The organism is Micromonospora sp. NBC_00330 (assembly GCF_036136635.1).
Classification (GTDB): domain Bacteria; phylum Actinomycetota; class Actinomycetes; order Mycobacteriales; family Micromonosporaceae; genus Micromonospora; species Micromonospora salmantinae.
Genome location: NZ_CP108012.1, coordinates 2,273,737 through 2,293,105 on the forward strand (window position 1 = coordinate 2,273,737; position 19,369 = coordinate 2,293,105).

The 19,369-nt window shown below is 70.2% G+C and carries 23 protein-coding genes; 11 read left to right on the plus strand and 12 right to left on the minus strand.

Features of this window, described 5'->3' with window-relative positions; translation table 11 throughout:
• The first annotated feature begins 142 nt into the window (after positions 1-142).
• From rox to OG598_RS09990, 3 genes are all read left to right on the plus strand, one after another.
• A complete protein-coding gene (gene rox, locus OG598_RS09980; RefSeq protein ID WP_328654150.1) occupies positions 143-1,621 on the plus strand; it encodes a rifampin monooxygenase in 1,479 nt (492 codons plus the stop codon).
• Between the two features lie 420 nt (positions 1,622-2,041).
• Positions 2,042-2,635, plus strand: coding sequence for a uridine kinase (locus tag OG598_RS09985; protein WP_328654151.1), 594 nt, complete (start codon positions 2,042-2,044; stop codon positions 2,633-2,635).
• A gap of 88 nt (positions 2,636-2,723) precedes the next feature.
• Positions 2,724-3,410: a Type 1 glutamine amidotransferase-like domain-containing protein gene (locus tag OG598_RS09990; RefSeq protein WP_328654152.1), complete on the plus strand. Its 687-nt coding sequence runs from the start codon at positions 2,724-2,726 to the stop codon at positions 3,408-3,410.
• Here OG598_RS09990 and OG598_RS09995 read toward each other — a convergent pair.
• Both OG598_RS09995 and OG598_RS10000 read right to left on the minus strand, forming a co-directional pair.
• Positions 3,400-3,903: a hypothetical protein gene (locus OG598_RS09995; RefSeq protein ID WP_328654153.1), complete on the minus strand. Its 504-nt coding sequence runs from the start codon at positions 3,901-3,903 to the stop codon at positions 3,400-3,402. The genes OG598_RS09990 and OG598_RS09995 overlap by 11 nt on opposite strands.
• Positions 3,904-3,946: 43 nt before the next feature.
• Positions 3,947-4,408: an HNH endonuclease gene (locus tag OG598_RS10000; protein WP_328654154.1), complete on the minus strand. Its 462-nt coding sequence runs from the start codon at positions 4,406-4,408 to the stop codon at positions 3,947-3,949.
• A 60-nt stretch (positions 4,409-4,468) separates the two neighbouring features.
• On the opposite strand from OG598_RS10000, the gene OG598_RS10005 reads away from it, so the two are divergent.
• On the plus strand, positions 4,469-4,861 hold the full coding sequence (locus OG598_RS10005; protein ID WP_328654155.1) for a hypothetical protein: 393 nt from the start codon (positions 4,469-4,471) through the stop codon (positions 4,859-4,861).
• A gap of 79 nt (positions 4,862-4,940) precedes the next feature.
• Here the strand turns inward: OG598_RS10005 and OG598_RS10010 are convergent, their stop codons facing one another.
• The 4 genes from OG598_RS10010 to OG598_RS10025 all read right to left on the minus strand — a co-directional run bounded on the left by OG598_RS10010 (position 4,941) and on the right by OG598_RS10025 (position 7,438).
• Positions 4,941-5,501 (minus strand): dihydrofolate reductase family protein, encoded by a 561-nt coding sequence (locus tag OG598_RS10010; protein ID WP_328654156.1) that lies wholly within the window; start codon positions 5,499-5,501, stop codon positions 4,941-4,943.
• Between the two features lie 4 nt (positions 5,502-5,505).
• Positions 5,506-5,994: an SRPBCC domain-containing protein gene (locus OG598_RS10015; RefSeq protein WP_328654157.1), complete on the minus strand. Its 489-nt coding sequence runs from the start codon at positions 5,992-5,994 to the stop codon at positions 5,506-5,508.
• Positions 5,994-6,404 (minus strand): ArsR/SmtB family transcription factor, encoded by a 411-nt coding sequence (locus tag OG598_RS10020; RefSeq protein WP_328654158.1) that lies wholly within the window; start codon positions 6,402-6,404, stop codon positions 5,994-5,996. Before OG598_RS10020 ends, OG598_RS10015 begins: the two co-directional genes overlap by 1 nt.
• A 188-nt stretch (positions 6,405-6,592) precedes the next feature.
• Positions 6,593-7,438, minus strand: coding sequence for an alpha/beta fold hydrolase (locus tag OG598_RS10025; RefSeq protein ID WP_328654159.1), 846 nt, complete (start codon positions 7,436-7,438; stop codon positions 6,593-6,595).
• A gap of 52 nt (positions 7,439-7,490) precedes the next feature.
• Here OG598_RS10025 and OG598_RS10030 point away from each other — a divergent pair, with 52 nt between their 5' ends.
• Positions 7,491-7,919 (plus strand): winged helix-turn-helix transcriptional regulator, encoded by a 429-nt coding sequence (locus OG598_RS10030; protein WP_328654160.1) that lies wholly within the window; start codon positions 7,491-7,493, stop codon positions 7,917-7,919.
• Here the strand turns inward: OG598_RS10030 and OG598_RS10035 are convergent.
• The gene (locus OG598_RS10035; RefSeq protein ID WP_328654161.1) at positions 7,912-8,850 is read right to left on the minus strand and encodes a LysR family transcriptional regulator; all 939 of its coding nucleotides are present in this window, start codon (positions 8,848-8,850) and stop codon (positions 7,912-7,914) included. The two genes, OG598_RS10030 and OG598_RS10035, sit on opposite strands and share 8 nt — an antisense overlap.
• A 128-nt stretch (positions 8,851-8,978) precedes the next feature.
• Between OG598_RS10035 and OG598_RS10040 the strand changes: the two genes are divergently transcribed.
• On the plus strand, positions 8,979-10,232 hold the full coding sequence (locus tag OG598_RS10040) for an MFS transporter (protein ID WP_328654162.1): 1,254 nt from the start codon (positions 8,979-8,981) through the stop codon (positions 10,230-10,232).
• On the plus strand, positions 10,232-10,804 hold the full coding sequence (locus OG598_RS10045) for a GNAT family N-acetyltransferase (protein ID WP_328654163.1): 573 nt from the start codon (positions 10,232-10,234) through the stop codon (positions 10,802-10,804). Before OG598_RS10040 ends, OG598_RS10045 begins: the two co-directional genes overlap by 1 nt.
• Positions 10,805-10,841: 37 nt before the next feature.
• Here the strand turns inward: OG598_RS10045 and OG598_RS10050 are convergent, their stop codons facing one another.
• Positions 10,842-11,582, minus strand: a complete 741-nt coding sequence (locus tag OG598_RS10050) for an SDR family oxidoreductase (protein ID WP_328654164.1) — start codon at positions 11,580-11,582, stop codon at positions 10,842-10,844.
• Between the two features lie 125 nt (positions 11,583-11,707).
• On the opposite strand from OG598_RS10050, the gene OG598_RS10055 reads away from it, so the two are divergent.
• The gene (locus tag OG598_RS10055) at positions 11,708-12,187 is read left to right on the plus strand and encodes an RrF2 family transcriptional regulator (protein ID WP_328654165.1); all 480 of its coding nucleotides are present in this window, start codon (positions 11,708-11,710) and stop codon (positions 12,185-12,187) included.
• A 29-nt stretch (positions 12,188-12,216) separates the two neighbouring features.
• Here OG598_RS10055 and OG598_RS10060 read toward each other — a convergent pair whose 3' ends face one another.
• Positions 12,217-13,770, minus strand: a complete 1,554-nt coding sequence (locus OG598_RS10060; protein WP_328654166.1) for an ArnT family glycosyltransferase — start codon at positions 13,768-13,770, stop codon at positions 12,217-12,219.
• A gap of 123 nt (positions 13,771-13,893) precedes the next feature.
• On the opposite strand from OG598_RS10060, the gene OG598_RS10065 reads away from it, so the two are divergent.
• The 3 genes from OG598_RS10065 to OG598_RS10075 are packed head-to-tail and all read left to right on the plus strand — an operon-like array spanning position 13,894 to position 16,040.
• Positions 13,894-14,925 carry an aldo/keto reductase gene (locus OG598_RS10065; RefSeq protein WP_328654167.1) on the plus strand — a complete coding sequence of 344 codons (1,032 nt, stop codon included), beginning with the start codon at positions 13,894-13,896 and terminating at the stop codon, positions 14,923-14,925.
• Entirely contained in the window at positions 14,922-15,428 is a 507-nt protein-coding gene (locus OG598_RS10070) for a DinB family protein (protein ID WP_328654168.1), read from the plus strand. Before OG598_RS10065 ends, OG598_RS10070 begins: the two co-directional genes overlap by 4 nt.
• A 24-nt stretch (positions 15,429-15,452) precedes the next feature.
• Positions 15,453-16,040 (plus strand): GNAT family N-acetyltransferase, encoded by a 588-nt coding sequence (locus OG598_RS10075; protein WP_328654169.1) that lies wholly within the window; start codon positions 15,453-15,455, stop codon positions 16,038-16,040.
• Here the strand turns inward: OG598_RS10075 and OG598_RS10080 are convergent, their stop codons facing one another.
• The 3 genes from OG598_RS10080 to OG598_RS10090 form a co-directional block, all read right to left on the minus strand.
• Positions 16,041-17,321 carry an MFS transporter gene (locus tag OG598_RS10080; RefSeq protein WP_328654170.1) on the minus strand — a complete coding sequence of 427 codons (1,281 nt, stop codon included), beginning with the start codon at positions 17,319-17,321 and terminating at the stop codon, positions 16,041-16,043.
• Between the two features lie 137 nt (positions 17,322-17,458).
• On the minus strand, positions 17,459-18,727 hold the full coding sequence (locus tag OG598_RS10085) for a hypothetical protein (protein ID WP_328654171.1): 1,269 nt from the start codon (positions 18,725-18,727) through the stop codon (positions 17,459-17,461).
• A complete protein-coding gene (locus tag OG598_RS10090; RefSeq protein WP_328654172.1) occupies positions 18,724-19,245 on the minus strand; it encodes a SigE family RNA polymerase sigma factor in 522 nt (173 codons plus the stop codon). The genes OG598_RS10085 and OG598_RS10090 overlap by 4 nt, the downstream gene beginning before the upstream one ends.
• Positions 19,246-19,369: the final 124 nt, after the last annotated feature.

Genomic DNA, 19,369 nt, shown 5'->3' on the forward strand with positions numbered 1-19,369 from the left:
TGACCGCGACACCGCCCGAGGAGGTGAGACCCATGAACGTTGTAGCGATGTGGGTGCTCCCCCTTGCCGTCACGGTCGGGCGATTGACGTAGGTGTCGCCGGGAGCGCCTTGCCAACACGGCACTCCCGAGAGGCAATACCTATGCACCCTGCGCAATTCACCGCCGACCCGCCGTCGACCGATCGCGTGCCCAGCACGTACGACGTGATCGTTGCCGGATGTGGGCCGACCGGCGCGATGCTCGCCGCCGAACTTCGACTGCACGACGTACGGGTCCTTATCGTGGAGCAGGAGACCGAGCCGGCATCGGCCGTCCGCATCGTCGGCCTGCACATCCGCAGTCTGGAGCTGATGGCGATGCGCGGGCTGCTGGACCGCATCCTCCCGCACGGGCGGCAGCGTCCGGCCAGCGCCTACTTCGCCGCCATCCCCAAGCCCGCGCCCAAGGGCCTGGATTACCGGTACGCCTATCTGTTGGGTATCCCGCAGCCGGTCATCGAACGTCTGCTCGAGGAGCGCGCCATCGAACTGGGCGCGCAGGTCCGGCGCGGTCGGGCGGTCGTCGGTTTCGAGCAGGACGACGAGGGGGTGACAGTCGAGCTGGCCGACGGGGAACAGCTGCGCTCGCGCTACCTCGTCGGCTGCGATGGCGGGCGGAGCACGGTGCGCAAACTGCTCGGCGTCGGCTTTCCCGGCGAGCCCGCCCGGACCGAGAGCCTGATGGGCGAGATGGAAGTGGGCGTCCCGCAGGAGGAGATCGCCGCCAAGGTGGCCGAGATCCGCGAGACCCATCAGCGATTCTGGCTCCGGCCGGCAGGCGTTGGGGTCTACAGCGTCCTGGTCCCCGCCGCCGGGGTCAGCGACCGCGCCGAACCGCCCACCCTCGACGACTTCACACGCCAATTGCGCGCCATCGCCGGGACCGACTTCGGCGTGCACTCCCCACGCTGGTTGTCCCGCTTCGGCGATGCCACCCGGCTGGCCGACAGGTATCGGATCGGGCGGGTGCTGCTGGCCGGCGACGCGGCACACATTCATCCGCCCATCGGCGGACAGGGCCTCAACCTGGGTGTCCAGGACGCATTCAACCTCGGCTGGAAACTGGCCGCGCGGATCCGCGGCTGGGCGCCGGAGGCACTGCTGGACACCTACCAGGCCGAACGCCGTCCGGTCGCCGAGGCGGTGCTGGACAACACCCGAGCCCAGACGGAGCTGCTGTCCACCGAACCGGGCGCACAGGCGGTGCGGAGGCTGCTCACCGAGTTGATGGACTTCGACGAGGTGAACCTCCATCTGCTGGAGAAGATCACCGCCATCGGTATCCGCTACGACTTCGGCGCCGGCCCCGACCTGCTCGGTCGCCGCCTGGCCGACATCGACGTCAAACAGGGCCATCTCTACGGTCTGCTGCACCACGGCCGCGGTCTGCTGCTGGACCGCACCGAACGCCTCACCGTTGGCGGCTGGTCGGACCGGGTGGATCACCTCGCGGATTCGACTGCGGCACTGGACGTTCCCTGTGTCCTGCTGCGCCCGGACGGCCACGTCGCCTGGATCGGCGACGACCAGCGGGACCTGGACGACCACCTCTTCCGCTGGTTCGGCAGCCCGGCCCACTGATCCCGGGCCGCCGGCCGCACCGTCGAGGTTGAGGAGTTCGGCGCGGAGACGGGTGCGGGGTGACAGTCGTGGTCACCCCGCACCCCGGGCGCCAGCGTGCACGAATGAGGGGCGGCCCTGTGTCATTCATGCCGCCACCCTCGCCGCGTGAGGGCCGGACAAGCCCCGAGGCGGGCTGACGCCGGGGACCGAGGCCAGAGAAGCCAAATACTGGATTGTTATTAATGATAATCCGCTAATTCCCTGGGACAAAGGGTGCACAACGTACACACACCATAATGACAGTTATGCTGTCTAATGAATGAGGATGGTGTACGCGGCCAGACGAGGCGGCTGTCCTGTCCCAACGGGCTTGATGCGGAGCGCTGTCGGTGACAGCGGCTGCCAGAATCGACGTTCCCCGCGCCACAGTGCGTACGGGTGGCCGTAGACGGGGTCGACGGGGTGGGTAAGTCCACGTTCGCCGGCGAGTTGGCCGCAGTGCTCAGCGGCCGGGGACGTCAGGTCGTGCACGTGTCGGCGGACGACTTTCATCACCGTCGGGCTGTGCGGCATCGCCGGGGCCGGGATTCTCCGGAAGGCTTCTGGCTCGACAGTTACGACTACGACGCCCTCGTCCACAACGTGCTGGAGCCGTTCGGTCCCGAGGGTTCTCGCCGTTACCGTCCCGCTGCCCATGATCTTCGGTCAGACGAGGTCCTGGATCTTGCCTGGCGAACCGCGGCGCCGGGCGCGGTACTCATCGTCGACGGGCTGTTCCTGCACCGTGACGAGCTGGTGCAGTTCTGGGACTTCTCCGTCTTCCTTGACGCGCCGTTCGCTGTCACCGTCGCGCGGATGGCCCGACGCGACGGCTCGCATCCGGATCCCGAACATCCCAGCCTCCGCCGCTACGTCGGCGGCCAGCGGCTGCACTTCGCCGCCGGCGCGCCTCACGAACGCGCGGACGTCGTCATCGACAACCAGGATGTGACCCGACCGGTCCTCGCCAAGGTCGACATTGGTCGACGATGATCGAGGTGAGTGAGAACGAGCCGAGCCGGGAAGCTGGTTCTCATGGGCAACATGATCGCCGTCATTCGGTCGCTCAGGAGGTGGATTGATGAAGTTTCTTCTCACGTCGGGTGGCATCTGCAACCCGAGCATCTCCGACGCGCTCGTCGACCTGCTGGGCAAGCCGATCGCCGAGTCCACGGCCCTGTTCGTCCCCACCGCCGTCTACCCCTTCCCCGGCGGAGGCGAGAGGGCGTGGAAGGCGATCCACGGCCAAACTTCGATCCCACTGACCCAGCTCGGTTGGAAATCCCTGGGGATGTTGGAGCTCACCGCGCTGCCGACCATTCGAGAAGAGAACTGGGTCCCCGCGGTCCGGGAGGCCGATGCCCTCCTGGTCTGGGGCGGCGATGTGCTCTACCTGACCTACTGGCTGCGCCAGTCGGGCCTGGCCGACCTCCTGCCGTCGCTGAGTGACACGGTCTATGTGGGGGTCAGCGCCGGGAGCATCGCGGTCACCCCGTACAACTGCGACGCCGAATTCGACAGTCAATTCGTCCCTGACGGCAGCGACATGGCGCAGGGTGCCGACCGGGCGCTGGGGCTGGTGGATTTCATGCTGTACCCACACCTCAATCATCCGGACATGGAGGACACCGACCTGTCCAACATCCAGAAGTGGGCGTCCGGAATCCCGGTCCCGACTTACGCCATCGACGACAACACCGCCATCAAGGTGGTCGATGGCACCGTCGAGGTCATCTCCGAAGGAGAGTGGACACTGATCAACCCCTGACCGAGACCGGGTTGCCATACCCGCCGGGTGCGACGCCGCAGTTCCGGCAGACCCTTCCCGGGCGGTCCTCGTCGCCGCAGGCCAGGCAACGTCCGGCCGGGTCGACCCCTGCGGCGTGCGCATCGAGCACCCGCTCCACCACGATGGAGAGCTCCTCGGTGGGGTGCCTCCGCGGATCGGGGCAGTAGGCGATGTCGTGGCAACCCCACGAGTCCCACGGATGCGGCGTTGTGGGGACTCGTCTGCCCGCCTGCTTCTGCAGCCGCCGTTGCGCCGCGAAGGCGACTGCTCTCGCCAGCACCAGAGCGCGGGCTGTCTCGAGTTCACCGAGGGCCCGGACCAGCGACGGGGGATCGACCTCGATGTTGCGGGGGATGCGGTGGCGGGTCGCCAGGTGATGACAGGTGGCCTGGAAGCCGTACGGCGCGAAGTGGTAGAGGCAGTCCCGTAGATGCGACCGGCGCCGTCGAGGGCTGAGGCTATCGTCACGCACGCGGCGGGCGGTCGCGGGGAAACTGGTCATCTCCGGACGATCACTACGAGCGGCCGTACGCGGCGCGGGCCTGGGCCACCTCGGCGGCCTCGCGTTCACGCCAGCGGTGCTGGGCCTCCCGGTTGCAACTGCGACAGACCCGACGGTATCGGCCGGTGGCCGGGTCGAGCTCACGGTCGTGGCCGTTGCGGCACTGTGCCGGCTGGCTTCGACTGCGGCAGGCGTCGGCCCGGCTGAGCTGGCGGAGATGTGTCGGCTCGATACAGTCGGCGGCGCCGCAGGTCTGGTCGACGTCGAGGGCGGGGTCGTACCCGCCGACGAGGACGACGTACGCGGCGATGTGCGCCCACGCGCGACCGGCGACCTTCTGGTGCACCCCGCGTCGCCGCCCGTAACCTTCGACGATCAGGCAGCCGTTCTCGGTGCGGTGTGAGCGCTCCAGGAGGTAGGCGCGCAGCGACTCCTCGGTGTGGTACCGGGAGAGACCCTTCACGGCCGAGAGCACGGTGTCACCGTACCCACGTCATGCAGCGTCGGCGAACGACGTTGCCGTAGCGTCGCCCGGGTGGGTCTGCTGTTGGTGCTGCGCGCTTCGCTGCCGCGTCCGAAGAGCCTGCGTCGGGCTACCCGGGCGCAGCGGCGGGAGCGCTATCGCGCCGACGCCGAAGAGTGGGCCACGGCGCGGGAGCGCGGTCTGCTGCTCGACGTGCCGGTGGAAAAGTTGTTGCCGTTGCTGAACGCGGCCGGCGGTAACCGACTTCCGATCTTGGGTCAGCTCAGCCCATGGTCAGATGGCGTACTCGTTCGTGAGGATCTGCCGCAGCTCGATGCTGAGGTCGACCGTCTGGGGGCGGCGGCGGCTGACGACGCGGAGCGTGGGCTGGTGGCGGAGCTGAAGGCGTTGCTGGCGCGTTGGCGTGACGAGCCTGGCCTGACGCTGCACTGGTATGGGGACTGACGGAGATGCGAACGCTCGCACGGAGCGAGCTGGGCGGCGCCACCGACACGCGTCCGGGTCGGTGACGCCGACGACCGTCTCAGGCGCGGGTGCGGTAGTGCAGGTACGCCACACCGTTGCTGAGTCGGCGATTGCCCAGCAGCTCCAGGCCGAGGCGGGTGCCGCTGGGCAGCCCGGGCTTGCCTGCGCCGGTGAGGATGGGATGGATCAGCAGGTGACATTCGTCGATCAGCCCGGCCTGGAATGCCTGCGCCGCGAGGTGTGCGCCACCGATGGTGAGGTCACTGGTGGCCGAGGCTTTCATGGCACGTACCGAGGCGGGGTCGAAGCTCCGTTCGAGCCGGGTCTTGGCGGTCGAGGTCGCGTCCAGCGTGGTGGAGTAGACGACCTTGTTCGCTGCCTGCCAGACGTCGGCGAAGTCGGCCGTGAGCTTCGAATGTGCGGCCAGGGCAGGATCGGTCTCCCAGAGCGACATCGACTCGTACAGGCGTCGGCCGTAGAGGTAGGTGCCCATGGGCCGGACCAGGTCGGTGACGAACGCGAGGTACTCGTCGTCGGGCGGGGTCCAGTCGAATCTGCCGTGTTCGTCCTCGATGTAACCGTCGAGGGACACGTTGGTCACATACGTCAGTTTGGCCATGGCGCTACACCTCGACGTCGACTGCGACGGGGCGGCGATTGCGCAGTGCCGCGTCCAGTTTGGAGAAGGCCTCGTTCCAACCCTGGTCGGCGGGGCCAACCACCCGCCCCGGGAGCCACTGACGGATCTCGAGGCGCGTCCGTCCATCGGCCTCGTCGTGGAACTCGACCCGCATCCTCGTCTCGTGCGGCTCAATGCCCTCCGGCAGCTGCCCGGTGACGTGCGCGACGCCGTCGATCAGTTCGCCGTCGGCGACGTCGGTGAGGTCGATGTGGACGTCGACTCGAAGGCCGGGTTGGGCCGGGAACACCTCGGTCCATCGCTGGTGGCCGCCGGGCCGGACGTCGAAGTCCATCTCGTCGCGGGGCAGTGAGTTGCCGATCGGCCCCCACCATGCGGCCAGGTGGTCCGGGTCGGTGAAAGCTCGGTAGACCAGCTCCCGTGGCGCGTCCACCACGCGTGAGATGACGATCTGCGGCTCGTCGCTGTCCATCAATTCTCCTTGTCCTGAGCCTTGCCCGGTGAATCCCTGTCGGAAATCGCCGGGTCGTGGACCGTTCGGTCCGTTGGGCGACCGGCTGCCTGCACGGCCGCCAGGTGGGCGTCGAGGCGGATGAGGGACGTGTCCCAGAGCCGCCGGTAGCGCTCGATCCACTCGGCCGCTTCGCGCAGCGGGGCGGCCTCGATGCGACTCATCCGCAACTTCCCCGACCGGGTGCGTGAGATGAGCCCGGCGCGCTCGAGCGCTTTCAGGTGCCGCGACACCGCCGGCATCGAGATCGGGAGGGGAGCGGTGAGCTCGGTGACAGTGGCGTCGCGGTCGGCCAGCTCGGCGAGGATCGCCCGTCGAGTCGGGTCGGCCAGGGCCGAGAACACCGCGCTGAGTTGATCGCTGCCAGACACCAGAGCCTCCCACCTCACTTAACCAACACGTTAAATGTAGTGCCGGATGAACGCCTGTCAACACGCCGAGACATCGCGGATGGACCCGCAGCCTCGTCGAGGTGCCGGCGGGCGCCGACCCGGCGGTGGCCGCGGCACTGGGCCACGCCGTGCTCGCGGCGTGGCTGCCGCTGTCCTGGCGAGCGGGCCTACGGCCGGGAGAGACCGTAGCGGTGCTCGGTGTCGCTGGCGTCGTGGGACGCGAGGATCAGCTCGGCGACGGCGTCTGGACGGTCCAGCGGGACGAGATGGCCACTGCGCGCGACGAGTGTTCCCGCCAGCTCGTCGCTGACCGGGGCCAACTGGTGGTGCAGGAGGTCGCCGACAGTGTTGCCGCCGACGGCGAGGGTCGGCACGGTCAGCCGTCCCGCCGCGAGGATCGCTGTCGCGTTCTGCTCCGCCGCCCGGTAGTAGCCGAACCCGCGGCGCAGCGCCTCGCGGCCGGTGTACGCGTGGACGAACGCGTCCCGGATCTCCGGTGGCACGCCCCGGCGCTCGTAGGTCCCCGCCGTGAGGAACCAGTCCAGGTACGCGCCCTCGTGACCTTCCAGCACCGTCTCGGCCAGCCCGGGGGCGGAGTGGAAGCCGAACCACCACGGCGGCGTGGCGAAACCGCCCGGCAGGCCGGGCAGTACGGCCTCCATGAGGACCAGTCGGCGGACGCGGGTCGGGTGCCGCACGCCGAGCAGGAAGGCTGCGGGTACGCCGGCGTCGAGGGCCACCACATCGGCCCGGTCCACTCCGAGCGCGTCGAGCAGCCCGAGCATGTCGTCGGCGCCGGTCGCGGCGTCGAAGCCGTCTGCCACGTCGGCGCTGTCGCCGAGGCCGCGCAGGTCGGGCGCGATGACCCGGTGCTGGCTGGTCAGCAGCGGCAGGACCGGACGCCACACCTGCCAGGTGTGCGGCCAACCGTGCATCAGCAGCACCGGCGGGCCGGCACCGTCCAGCGCCACGTTCAACTCGGTGTCGTTCGTCTGGATTCGTCGCAGTTCCATCTCACCCTCACCGGTTACCATCAGTTACCTACTCAATCATGGAGAGCACCGAATGATCGGACAAGACGGCACTTCACCGACACCTGGTGAGCTGGAGGTAACCGGCAATCTCTTCAGCCCGGCCTGCCCGACGCGGGAGCTGCTCGACCGGATCGGCGACAAGTGGACGTCGATGCTGATCAAGGTGCTCGCTGACGTCCATCCGGGCGAACTCGGGTTCGCCGAGTTGCGCCGCCGGACGCCCGGGGTGTCGCACAAGATGCTCTCGCAGACCTTGCAGAGCCTGCGCCGTGACGGCCTGGTCACCCGCCGCGTCGAGCCGACAGTGCCCCCGCGCGTCTACTACGCCCTCACCGATCTGGGCGTTTCGTTGGACGCCCCGCTGGCAGCGGTACGCGCCTGGGCTGAGCATCACATGGCTGCCGTTGGTCGGGCCCGCCGTCGTCACGACGATCAGGTGTCCGCCGACCTGGCTAGCTGAGGTGCGCCCAAGCCGGTAGCCAGACCTCGGTGCCGGGTGCCTGCACCCGTCGGGAGCCGAGGTAATCGCGAAGTGCGGCCAGGGCGGGATGCGGGTTGTCGTCGCGCCAGATCAGTGACATGGGGTAGACGGGCGCCGGGTCCCGCACCGGTACGCGGCGCAGGTCGTAGCTGTCCGGCCACAGGTACCGGGTGCGTTCCCCGGCGAGGGTCGCCAGTTCCGCGGAGTCGGCGATCTCGGCCAGCAGCGCCTCGTTGCCGAAGACCGGCCCGACCAGGTCGATGGTGAGGCCGAAGGCGGCGGCGAGTTCGTCGTAGTAGTCGGCCCATTCGGTGTCGGGGGCCATGCCGGGCATCCAGATGCGGTGCTCGGCGAGTTGCGCGGGCGTGACGCTGCGGGCGTTGGCGAGCGCGTGGCGGGGGCCGACGAGCAGTTCGTGGTGCTCGTCGATCACGCGGGTGGTTCTGATCGCGGCGGGCAGGTGACGCGCCGCGACGGTGACGGCGTGGAAGGTGGCGTCGACAGTCCCCGCCTCGACGGCGGCCATCGCGGCGTGGACGTCGGCGTCGAGGGTGACGACGTCCAGCTCGATGCGGGGATGCGCGCGGTGGAAGTCCTGCAACAACACCGCTGGTGCTATCCGTCGGCTGTGCACGTCGACGCGCAGCGCCCGTCGCCCGGGGCGTACGGAGGCGTCGGCGCGCGCCTCGGCCCGCAGCAGTTCACGGGCGTGCGGCAGGAACGTCTGACCGTCGACGGTGAGGTGGGTGCCGCGCGCCGTGCGGGTGAACAGCCGTACCCCGAGGTCCTTCTCCAGTGCGGCGATGCGCTTGGAGACGGCCTGCTGGGTGATCGACAGCGCGGCGGCGGCGTCCTGGAACTGGCCGGCGTCGACGGCGGCGACGAAGGTGCGGACGGCGTCGAGGTTCACCCGGCGAACCCTACTGACACAACGTCTGGTTGTGACTCGCCGCCCATGCGGTTGTTTGATCCATGGTCACCTGCCTTGCTTTGATCGCGATGGTCAACGAGAAGTTGTCGGGGGTGGGAGGTGTGGGCTTGTCCACGAGGCGGTCCCTGGGACGGCGGTTCGGCTGGTTGTGGGCGTCGTACGCGGTCAGCGCCTACGGCTCGGGGCTGGGTTTCGGGACGTTGCCGCTGATCGCCGTGCTGGTGTTGCAGGCCAGCCCCGCCCAGGTGTCGGTGTTGGCCGCGCTGGGGCCGGCCGTGGGCGCGCTGATCGCGTTGCCGGTCGGGCCGTGGGTGGAGTTCCACCGCAAGCGGCGGGTGATGATCGCGATGGACCTGGCCCGATTCGCGGTCCTGCTGACGATCCCCGTCGCGTACGCGCTGGGCCGGCTCAGCTTCGGGCAGTTGCTGGTCGTCTCGGCCGTGGTCGCCACCGCCAAGATCACCTTTAACGCGGCCGGCGGCGCCTTCCTCACGGCCCTCGTGCGGCCCGATGACCTGCTGGTGGCGAACGCGCGGTTCGAGTCGACGACCTGGAGCTCGATCGCGCTCGGGCCGCCGCTGGGCGGCGCCGCCGTGGGACTCTTCGGGCCGGTCGTCACCGTCGTGGCCGACGCGCTCAGCTACCTGCTCTCCGCGCTGGGCCTCACCGCCATTCGCGACCACGAAGACCCACCTCGGCGCACCGGCGCAGGCCGGGTCCGGGCCGGCGAGCTGCTCGACGGCTGGCGGTACCTGCTGACCCACCCCGGTCTGCGGGCGCTCTACCTCAACCAGTTGCTCGTCGCCGGGCTGATCATGGCCACCGAGCCGCTGTTGGCAGTGCTCCTGCTCGGCGAGCTGGGCTTTCCGCCGTGGCAGTACGGCCTCGCCTTCGCCGCGCCCTGCGTCGGCGGGCTCATCGGGTCACGCCTGGCCGGTCGGGTGGTGGCACGCCATGGCCAACACCGGATCATCCGCACCGTGGGCACGCTGCGCGCGATCTGGCTGATCGGCCTCGCCTTCGTCCAGCCCGGCGTGGTCGGTCTCGCCACGGTGATCGCCGTCGAGTTCGCGATCATCATCAGCATGAGCCTGTACAACCCGGTGCTCGCCACCTATCGCCTTCAACAGACTCCGAAGGATCGCATCGTCCGTACCCTCTCTGCCTGGTCGATCGGCAGCAGCGCGGCCATCGCCGCCCTCAGCGCGCTCGGTGGGCTGCTCGCGCAGGCCACCAGCCCGCGCACGGCGATCACGGTCGCCGGGCTGGTGATCTTCGCGAGCCCGCTGCTGCTGCCCCGGAGCACGGACGCCGATCGACCGGCACCGGAGCGCTCCGCACGGGTCTCTACGATCGCGTGATGTTCCAGCCGACCTACCCGATCCGCACCGCACGGCTCACCCTGCGCCCGGTCACGATCGACGACCTCGACGACGTGTACGCGTTTCAGCGTCGGTCCGACGTCGTGCGCTGGATGCTCGGCGCAAAGCCGCGTACCCGTGAGCAGTCGCGGGTGTCGGTGCTCGCCATGGCGGGTGAGGACGCGTGGCGCGCGGAGGGCGACTGCCTCACGGCGGCCGTGGTCACCGACGTCGGGGTGATCGGGATCGTGGAGTTGGTGTGGCGCAGCCGGCTGGAGCGTACCGCCGAACTCGGGTTCGTCTTCCACCCCGACCACGGCGGTCGCGGGTTGGCCACGGAGGCCGCCACCGCGGTGCTGGCCTGGGGGTTTGCCGAGTTCGGGCTGCACCGGGTCTACGGGCGCTGCCACTGTCGCAACAGTGCGTCGGCCCGGCTGATGGCGCGACTCGGCATGCGGCAGGAAGCACGCCACGTCGAGAGTTACCTGTTCAAGGGGGAGTGGGCCGACCAGCTCGTCTTCGCGATCCTGGCGCACGAGTGGCGGGCCGGCACCCGCACGCCGCCGTCGTGATCGTCTGCCACGGCGACGTGCGGATCAGGTGGACACCTCAGGCCTGGCGGCCGAGCCACTCCCGGTAGGCGGTGGGCGCGATGACGGCGTCGTCGCCTGCGATGAGGACATCGCCGGACATGGCGGCGAACATGCCGGCGGTGTTGTCGGTGGTGACGGTGCGCTGGTCACCGTGAGCGGCGAGCGTGATCCGCCCCAGCTCGTCGAGGGCGAAGACGTCGGGGCCGGCGACGTTGCGGATGCCCTGCAGCGGCGCGCCCATGCTGACCTCGGCGACGGCCTGCGCCACGTCGGCGGCGGCCATCGGCTGCACCGGCGTGCCGGGCAGGCGGACCGTGGTGTCGTCGGCCGTCCAGGACAGGATCGCCTCGACGAACTCGAAGAACTGGGTGGCGCGGACGATCGAGTACGGAATGGGACCGGCCGTGAGGATCTCCTCCTGGAGGGCCTTGGCGCGGTAGTAGTCCAGGTCAGGCACCTGGTCGACGCCGACGATGGAGAGGATCACCGCGTGGCCGACGCCCGCGCGTGCGGCGGCGGCCAGCAGGTTGTCCATGGTCGTCTGGAAGAAGGCGGGCGAGGCCTCGTCGAAGGTCGGCGAGTTCGTCAGGTTGACGACGACCTCGGCGCCGGCGAGCCCGTCGGACAGGCCCTGCCCGGTGAGCAGGTCCACCCCGGTGGAGGGCGACAGCGGCACCGCCTCGTGCCCCGCGCCCTGCAGGATCTTGACAACCTGCGACCCGATGAGACCGGTCCCGCCCAGTACGGCGATCTTCATGCCATGCACCTTCCCGTGACTGTGTGGTCCGACTGCTGAGGTTCAGCCGATACTCGGACCTTCCTTGTCCGAGAACTATACTCGGACACAACAGGTCCGAGTAGCGGGGTGGCTAGGGTGACGTCATGAAGATGTCCGGCGGGGTCGAGTGGGCGCTGCACTGCTGCGTGGTGCTCACCACCAGCCACACGCCCGTTCCGGCGGCCAAGCTGGCGGAACTGCACGACGTCTCCAGCAGCTACCTCGCCAAGCAGCTCCAGGCGCTCGCCCGCGCCGACCTGATCCACTCCGTGCAGGGCAAGTCGGGCGGCTACGTGCTGACCCGCGCACCGGAGAGCATCACCCTGCTCGACGTGGTCCGGGCCGTCGACGGGCCCGGCCCGACCTTCGTCTGCACCGAGATCCGCCAGCGCGGCCCGTTCGCAACGCCGGCCGACGCCTGCACCACACCGTGCCCGGTGGCCCGCGCCATGTGGGCGGCCGAGGACGCGTGGCGTCAGGCGCTCGCGGCGGTCACGATCGCCGATCTCGCCCGTGACGTCGACGCCACCTCCGGCCCCGAGGCCCTGGTCGGCATCCAGGCCTGGCTGACCGGCGGGGCCTGACCCCACCCGGCAGAGCCGGCTGAACACGGTCAGCCGGTGTGGCGTACCTCGGTGTCCCAGATCTGCGCCCACGGACGCCGCAGCCCCCGGCACACGTGAATCGGGCCGCCGTTCTCGTCGTTGTCCACCTCGACCCGCTGGTCCACCCGCCCGGCGAGGGTGCACTGCTCGAACCAGGTGGTGAGCTGGTCGGGGCGCTCCCAGCCGACGGCGATGACCACGTCCGCGTCGGCGGGCGGCCGACCGAAGTCGACCATGCTGTTGTGCCCGGAATACGCCCGGGGCAGACCACGCGTCGGCCCGTAGCGGGCCACCGCGCCGGCCTCGCCGTAGTTGCCGGTGAGGACGACCGCCCGCGAACGCTCCTGCGGCGGCAGTCCGCGATGGACGGCAGCGAGAGAGTCGGCGAACTCGGGCCAGCCGATCGTCTCGCCGGCGTCGTAGTTGACGTCGACCACGAAACCGGGCAGCCGGTCGGCCGGCAGCACCGGCAGCAGCAGCACGACGTTGGGCAGCAGGAACGGCACCACGCCCAGCGCGAGCAGCCCCCGACGCCACCAGAGCGACCCGCGCGACGCCCACGCCACGGTGACCAGCGCCCCGGCGGCGGTGAGGACCAGCAACAGCGGCGCGTCGTAGTAACCCTTGCCGCCGGCGATCAGCACGATGCCGACGACGACCACCCAGGCCCAGCCCACCGCCCGGTAGGCCCGCCACTCGGGCCGACGCAGCAGCGCGACGAGGCCGGCGATCCAGATCGGTACGGCGTACGGGCTGATGATGACGAAGTGGAGGGTGAACGCCTCCAGGCGGCCACTGTAGGAGCTGTCGCCGTCGGAGATGGACCCGGCAACGCCGAGCTGCGGGAAACCGTTTGTCGCCTGCCAGATCAGATTCGGCGCGGCCAGCAGCACGGTGATCCCGGCGGCGGCGAGCACCCACCGGTCGCGCAGCAGCCGACGCGGCCCGGCGATGAGCACCCCGGCGACCAGGCCCACGGCCAGCAGCGCCGGCAGCAGCTTGCTGAGCATGCCCACACCGAGCGCCAGCCCGATGCCCAGCGCCCAGCGGCTGTCACCGGTACGCAGCAACCGCACCGCACACCACGCCGCGATCAACCAGACCAGCAGGTCGACGGTGGTGGTGCTGAGCAGGTGGCCACTGGCGAGCACGATGCCGGAGAGCGCGGCGAGCATCGCCGCGAAGAGCTGCCCACCCCGGCCGGCCCCCAACTCCCGGGCGATCGCGGCGACCAGCAGCACCGCGCCGCCGGCCAGCACCGCCGACGGGGTACGCAGCACCACCAGGTTGCCCGGGGCGATCGTGTCGAGCAGCCGGGCCAGCACCGGGACCAGGGGCCCCTGGTCGACGTAACCCCAGTCGAGGTGCCGGCCGGCGAGCAGGAAGTACAGCTCGTCGCGGTGATAGCCGTAACGGTCCGCGAGGAGCAGGAGCGTCACTGTGGTCGCGGCAGCCACCAGCCACGGGCCACGGGTACGAACGCCGGGCTCCGGCGGCCGCCCCGACGGCGGCGACTGGGTCGGCCGCTGAGGTCGGTCGATCTCGATCGCGGGCTCGCTCACCCGCTCATGATGACCGGCGGCGTCGCAACGTGGGTGCCCCTACCGGCGTTCGACACTGTCCCGAATGCGGGTGGCCGAGGCGGGTGCGAAGATCAGCTTTGTCACTTGGACCGAAAGGACGATATGCGCTATCGCACTCTGGGCAACACCGGCACCCTGGTGTCCACCCTCTGCCTGGGCACGATGACCTTCGGCGCGGAGACCGACGAGGCCGGCAGCTTCGCCCAACTGGACCGGTTCGTCGAGGCCGGCGGCACCTTCATCGACACCGCCGACGTCTACTCCACCGGCGTCTCCGAGGACATCATCGGGCGCTGGCTGCGCAGCCGACCCGACCTGCGCGACAGCCTGGTGATCGCCACCAAGGGGCGGTTCCCGATGGGCCCGGGGACCAACGACGCCGGCCTGTCCCGGGTGCACCTCACCCGCGCCCTGGACGCCAGCCTGCGCCGACTCGGCGTCGAGGCCGTCGACCTGTACCAGGCGCACGCCTGGGATGCGCTGACCCCGCTGCCGGAGACGCTGCGGTTCTTCGACGACGCGGTCAGCGCCGGCAAGATCCGCTACGCGGGGGTCAGCAACTTCACCGGCTGGCAGTTGCAGAAGGCCGCCCTGCTCACCCAGCACCTCAACCTCACCCCGATCGTGACCCTGCAACCGCAGTACAACCTGCTGGCCCGGGAGATCGAGTTCGAGTTGGTGCCGGTCTGCGAGAACGAGGGCATCGGCATCCTGCCGTGGTCACCGCTCGGCGGCGGGTGGCTGACCGGCAAGTACCAGCGCGACAGCACACCCACCGGCGCGACCCGGCTCGGCGAGAACCCGCAGCGCGGCGTCGAGGCGTACGCGGGTCGCAACGCCGAGGAGCGCACCTGGCGGGTGCTCGACGCGGTCCGCCAGATCGCCGAGGACCGGGGCGTGTCCATGTCGGCGGTGTCGCTGGCCTGGCTGGCGGCCCGACCGGCGGTCACCTCGGTGATCCTCGGCGCGCGGACCACCGACCAGCTCGACGACAACCTGACCGCCGCCGACCTGGTCCTCGACGCCGAGCAGATGCGGCTGCTGGACGAGGCGAGCGCCCCGCTGGTGGGCGACTACCCGTACGGCGCGGCCGGGGTGCGCCAGCGCGCCCGTGACCTGCCGGCCGGATCATGACCTCGTTCCCCGAGCCCACCGAACCGGCCGGCAGCCGCACCGAAGTCTTCCTGCGCTACCTGGACTACTTCCGGGAGTCCGTGGTGGCCAAGGTGTCGGCGCTGGCCGAGCCGGAGCTGCGGCGCAGCCCGCTGCCGTCCGGGTGGACGCCACTGGAGTTGCTCACCCACCTGCGCCACGTCGAGCTGCGCTGGATCGAGTGGGGTTTCCAGGGCCGCGACGTCGCCGAGCCGTGGGGCGACCGCCGTGACGACCGCTGGTACGTCGCCCCCGACGAGACCCGCGCGGATCTGGTGGCGGCGCTGCGGGCACAGGGCGCGCACACCACGGCCGTGGTGACGGCACACGACCTGGCCGAGATCGGCGCGCCGGGCCCGCGGTGGAACGGCGCGGACCCGGCGTCGCTGGAGCGGGTGCTGTTCCACCTGGTGCAGGAGTACGCCCGCCACCTGGGCCACCTCGACGTGGTCGCCGAACTCGCCGGCGGCCCGACCGGAAGGTGAGCCCGTCGGCTCGATAATGGGCTGATGCCGCTGCTCGTCGCACCAGCCCTGCCCGCCGGGAGCCTCGCCGCCCAGGAGCAACCCCATCTTCCGGTACGCCCCGGGCTGGCCTTGCGGCCGTGGCGCGACGACGACGCCCCGACCGTCCGGGCGGCCTTCAACTGTCCGCAGATCCAGCGGTGGCACGTCCGGCGCATCGACGGCGACGACGAGGCGCGGGCGTGGACGGCGCAGTGGTCGAGCCGTTGGCGTGACGAGACGGCCGCGAGTTGGGCGATCGTCGACGCCGACGACCGACCGCTGGGTCAGGTGGGGTTGCGGGGCGTGCTGCTGGTCGAGGCGTCGGCGCACCTGTCGTACTGGTTGGTGCCCGCCGCGCGTGGTCGGGGCATCGCCACCGAGGCGCTGGGGGCACTCACCCGGTGGAGTTTCACGCGGGCCGGTCTGCACCGGCTGGCTCTGGAGCACTCGACCGTCAATACGGCGTCGTGCCGGGTGGCCACGCGGGCCGACTTTCTGGTGGAGGGCGTGCTCCGGGGGTCGGTTCGCCACGCCGATGGCTGGCACGACATGCACCTGCACGCACGGCTGCGCACCGACGGTCCGATCTGATCAGGTTGTCGGCGCGGATGGTGTCGGCGTCGCGCCGTCCTCGTCGGCGCGTCGCATCGCCCGCGGCAGTCGCAGCGCGACGAGGCCGGTGGCCACCAGTCCGCCGACGCCCGCGACCACCAGGGTCACCGGGGCGGACGTGGCGTCCAGCAGGACACCACCGGCGAGGTAGGACGTCGCGGCGGCGACCCCGATCGCACCGTACAGATTGCCGAAGACCCTGCCGCGCATGCCCGCTGGCACCGTGCGTTGCAGCAGCGTGCTGGAGGCGACGTCCATGGCCGCCAACCCGAACCCACGGACGGCCTGCAGGGCGATCGCGGCGGCGACGGCCCAGGCGAGCCCGGTCAGCAGGTTGCCGACACTGCTGACGGCGAAGCCCGCGATCAGCAGCAGCGGCATCGACGCCCTGGTGCCCCACCTGGACAACATGGCGTACCCGGCCACCAGGCCGACACCGACAGCGCCCAGCAGAAGCCCGACAGCTGATTCGCCGACGTGGAAGGTCTTCTGGGCCAGCAGCACCAGCGCCACGTCGTCGACCCCGTTGAAGGCGACCACAGCAGTGAAGCCAAGGAAGATCACCCGCACCGTCGGAACACTCAACAGATAGCCGATGCCCGCTTTGGCCTGTCGCAGCAGGGACGGCTGGCGTCCGTCGCCGGTTGCCGGCGGCAGTGAGGGGAGCGTCGCGAGCAGCACGGCCGAGACCAGGAACGACACGGCGTCGACGAGCAGCACACCACGCAGTCCGACCAGCGGGAACAGGGCCGCGGCGAGCAGGGGACCGACCGCCTCCGCCGCGTTGGAGCCGAACCCGAGGGTGGAGTTGGCGGTTTCCAGGTCACTGTCACCGACCAGGGCGGGCACTGCCGCCCGAGACGCCGGTTGGAAGAGCTGTGACGCGGTGGCGCGAACCGCGACGAGAGCCAGCAGCATCGGCAACGAGGGCATCGTCAGGACGATGACCAGCAGAACCACAGCTTGGATGAGTTCGCAGACGACCATCAACCGTCGGAGATTGAGCCGATCGGCGAGGGCGCCGGTGAAGGGACCCAACAGGGATGGAGCGAAGTCTCCGACAAGGAGCAGAAGCGCGACTGCCAGCCCTTTACCCGTCGTCTCGGCGACATGGAAGATCAGCGCGACAAGGCTGAGTGAATCGCCAGCGTACGAGACGAGCCGTGCCGAGAAGAGCGTTCGGAACGGCCTGTTGTGACGAAGCAGCTGGGTGGGACGCAACGGCGCAGCGTCCGCCGTGGCGGACGCTGCGCCGGACATCTCGAACTTCCCCTGTCGCCGAGGGTTGCGGTGAGGCGTCGTGCCGCCGATACACGGGACGGGTGAACCAGCCTGTAGGTGAAGGTAGCCATCGACGCGTCGGTGAGCGCGGTATTTACGGTTGTCGGGGAGCTGACTCAGGAAGCGACCGGGACGTCGGTGGTGGTCCCGTTGGCGTCGGTGACCCGTACCTCGGTAGCGGTCGCGGGCAGGAGCGCCGCGTCGCGGCCGGCGTCCTGCCACTGACCGTCGCCGATCCGGTAGCTCAGCGCCGAACCCTCGGCGGCGACGAGAATGCCCTGGTTGTCGGGCAGTCGTAGCCGCACGGGGAGGGGTGCCGACCAGTCCGCGGTCGTGCTGGCCACCGCTTCGAACGGAAGATATTTGGGGGCGAGCAGCGCGATGACGCGGGACGGGTCGTCGTCGTACTGGACGGTTTCCACGAGGAGCCGCCGGCCGTCGGGGGTTGCCCCGTAGACCCACAAGAGGGGTGAGCCGTTGTGCGTGTGCACTCCGACAGGGTCGATGTATTCGGCGAGGGCTTCGGTCGGCGCGTTCACCTCTTTGGCGGCCGGGTCGGTGCCCCAGACCTGCTCCGCGCCGGGCAACGTGTGGCGAAGAAGCGGTGGTGCGGGCCGATCCTTGTTGTCGGGGAAGTAGATCTCGCTCGTGCCGTCGATGTGAATCGCGTTCTGCCGTTCAACGGGAGTCCGGGAGAGCGCGACGGTCAGCTTGGTTCGCTGTGGCGGCACCGGCAACACCGCCGCACCGTCTCGGAACACCACCGGCTCGAAGGTCCGCTCGACCTTGCCATCGGGCATGGACCGCAGTTGCGCGGAGAACTCCACCGGTTGCCCGAAGTCGAGCACAAGGAGCACGTCGCGCTGCGGTCCGAGCAGTACCGCCTGCTCGAGGCCGTCTGTCTCGCTGTCGGTGGCCTGCGTCAGGGTGCGGACGCGCGGGCCGCCGGCGGTCGGTTCGACGAACCCCACGGTCGTGCCGTGTGCGGTGGCCTGGGCGACGTAGGCGGCCGGGCCAGCAGGCGTACCTCCTGCCCACACGACGTGCGGCTCGCCGCGCGTCCAATCTCCGACCTCCTTGATCCGGCGCTGCCACACCCGGCGGACCTGCCGCAGGTATCCCTCGTCGGCGGCCAGATCACCGCGAGTGGGCTGGTCGAGCAGCGGTGACGCGACGGGTGCATCTCCGGTGGTGCCGGGCAGGTCGAGGACGCCGGCCACGGGCACTGCCACCACTGCCGCGCAGACCGCCGCCAACACGGCTCGCCGGCGCACCACCCGCCGCCGCCCACCCCGACGCACCTCAGCGAGCAGGCCCGGCGGGCTGACCAGGTCATCCGTCGCGCGATGCAGGATGCCGCGTACGTCACTGTCGTTCATGGTCATCGCGAACTCCCGGGTCCAGTGATGGGCATGACGAGGTTCGATCCGGCCAGCGCCTCTCGCAGCCGAGCCACCCCACGGGAGGCGTGACTCTTCACCGCCCCCTCGGAGCAGCCCATCGCCGCCGCGACGTCGACGACCGGCAGGTCTTCCAGGTAACGGAGCACGACAGCGGCCCGCTGCCGAGGCGGCAACGCCCGCAGCGCCCCGACGACCAGCTCGCGAACCGCCACCGCGTCGGCGTGGTCCCGGGCAACCCCGTCGTGGTCGCCCAGCGACTGTTCCGGGCGGCGGGCACGCCACCGCCACCGGTTGATCGACCGATTGACCAGCGCACGCCGCGCGTACGCCTCCGGGCTGCTCTGCACCCGACGCCAGCGCACGTACATCTGCTCCAGCACCTCCTGAAGCAGATCCTCCGCCGCGTGCCGGTCACTGGTCAGCAGGAAGGCAACCCGCAGCAGCGCCCCCGACCGTGAGCGAACGAAGTCGTCGAACTCCGCCCCGCGCGAATCCCTCATCTGACCTCCCGGCCTCGTCAACCAGCAAGACACCAGGTGGGCTCGCGGGGTTTACCGGTCCGGCAACTTTGCCCGGCGGGTCGGACCCGGTGATCGGGTGTGGGCCGGTGATCCGGGTGGCGCG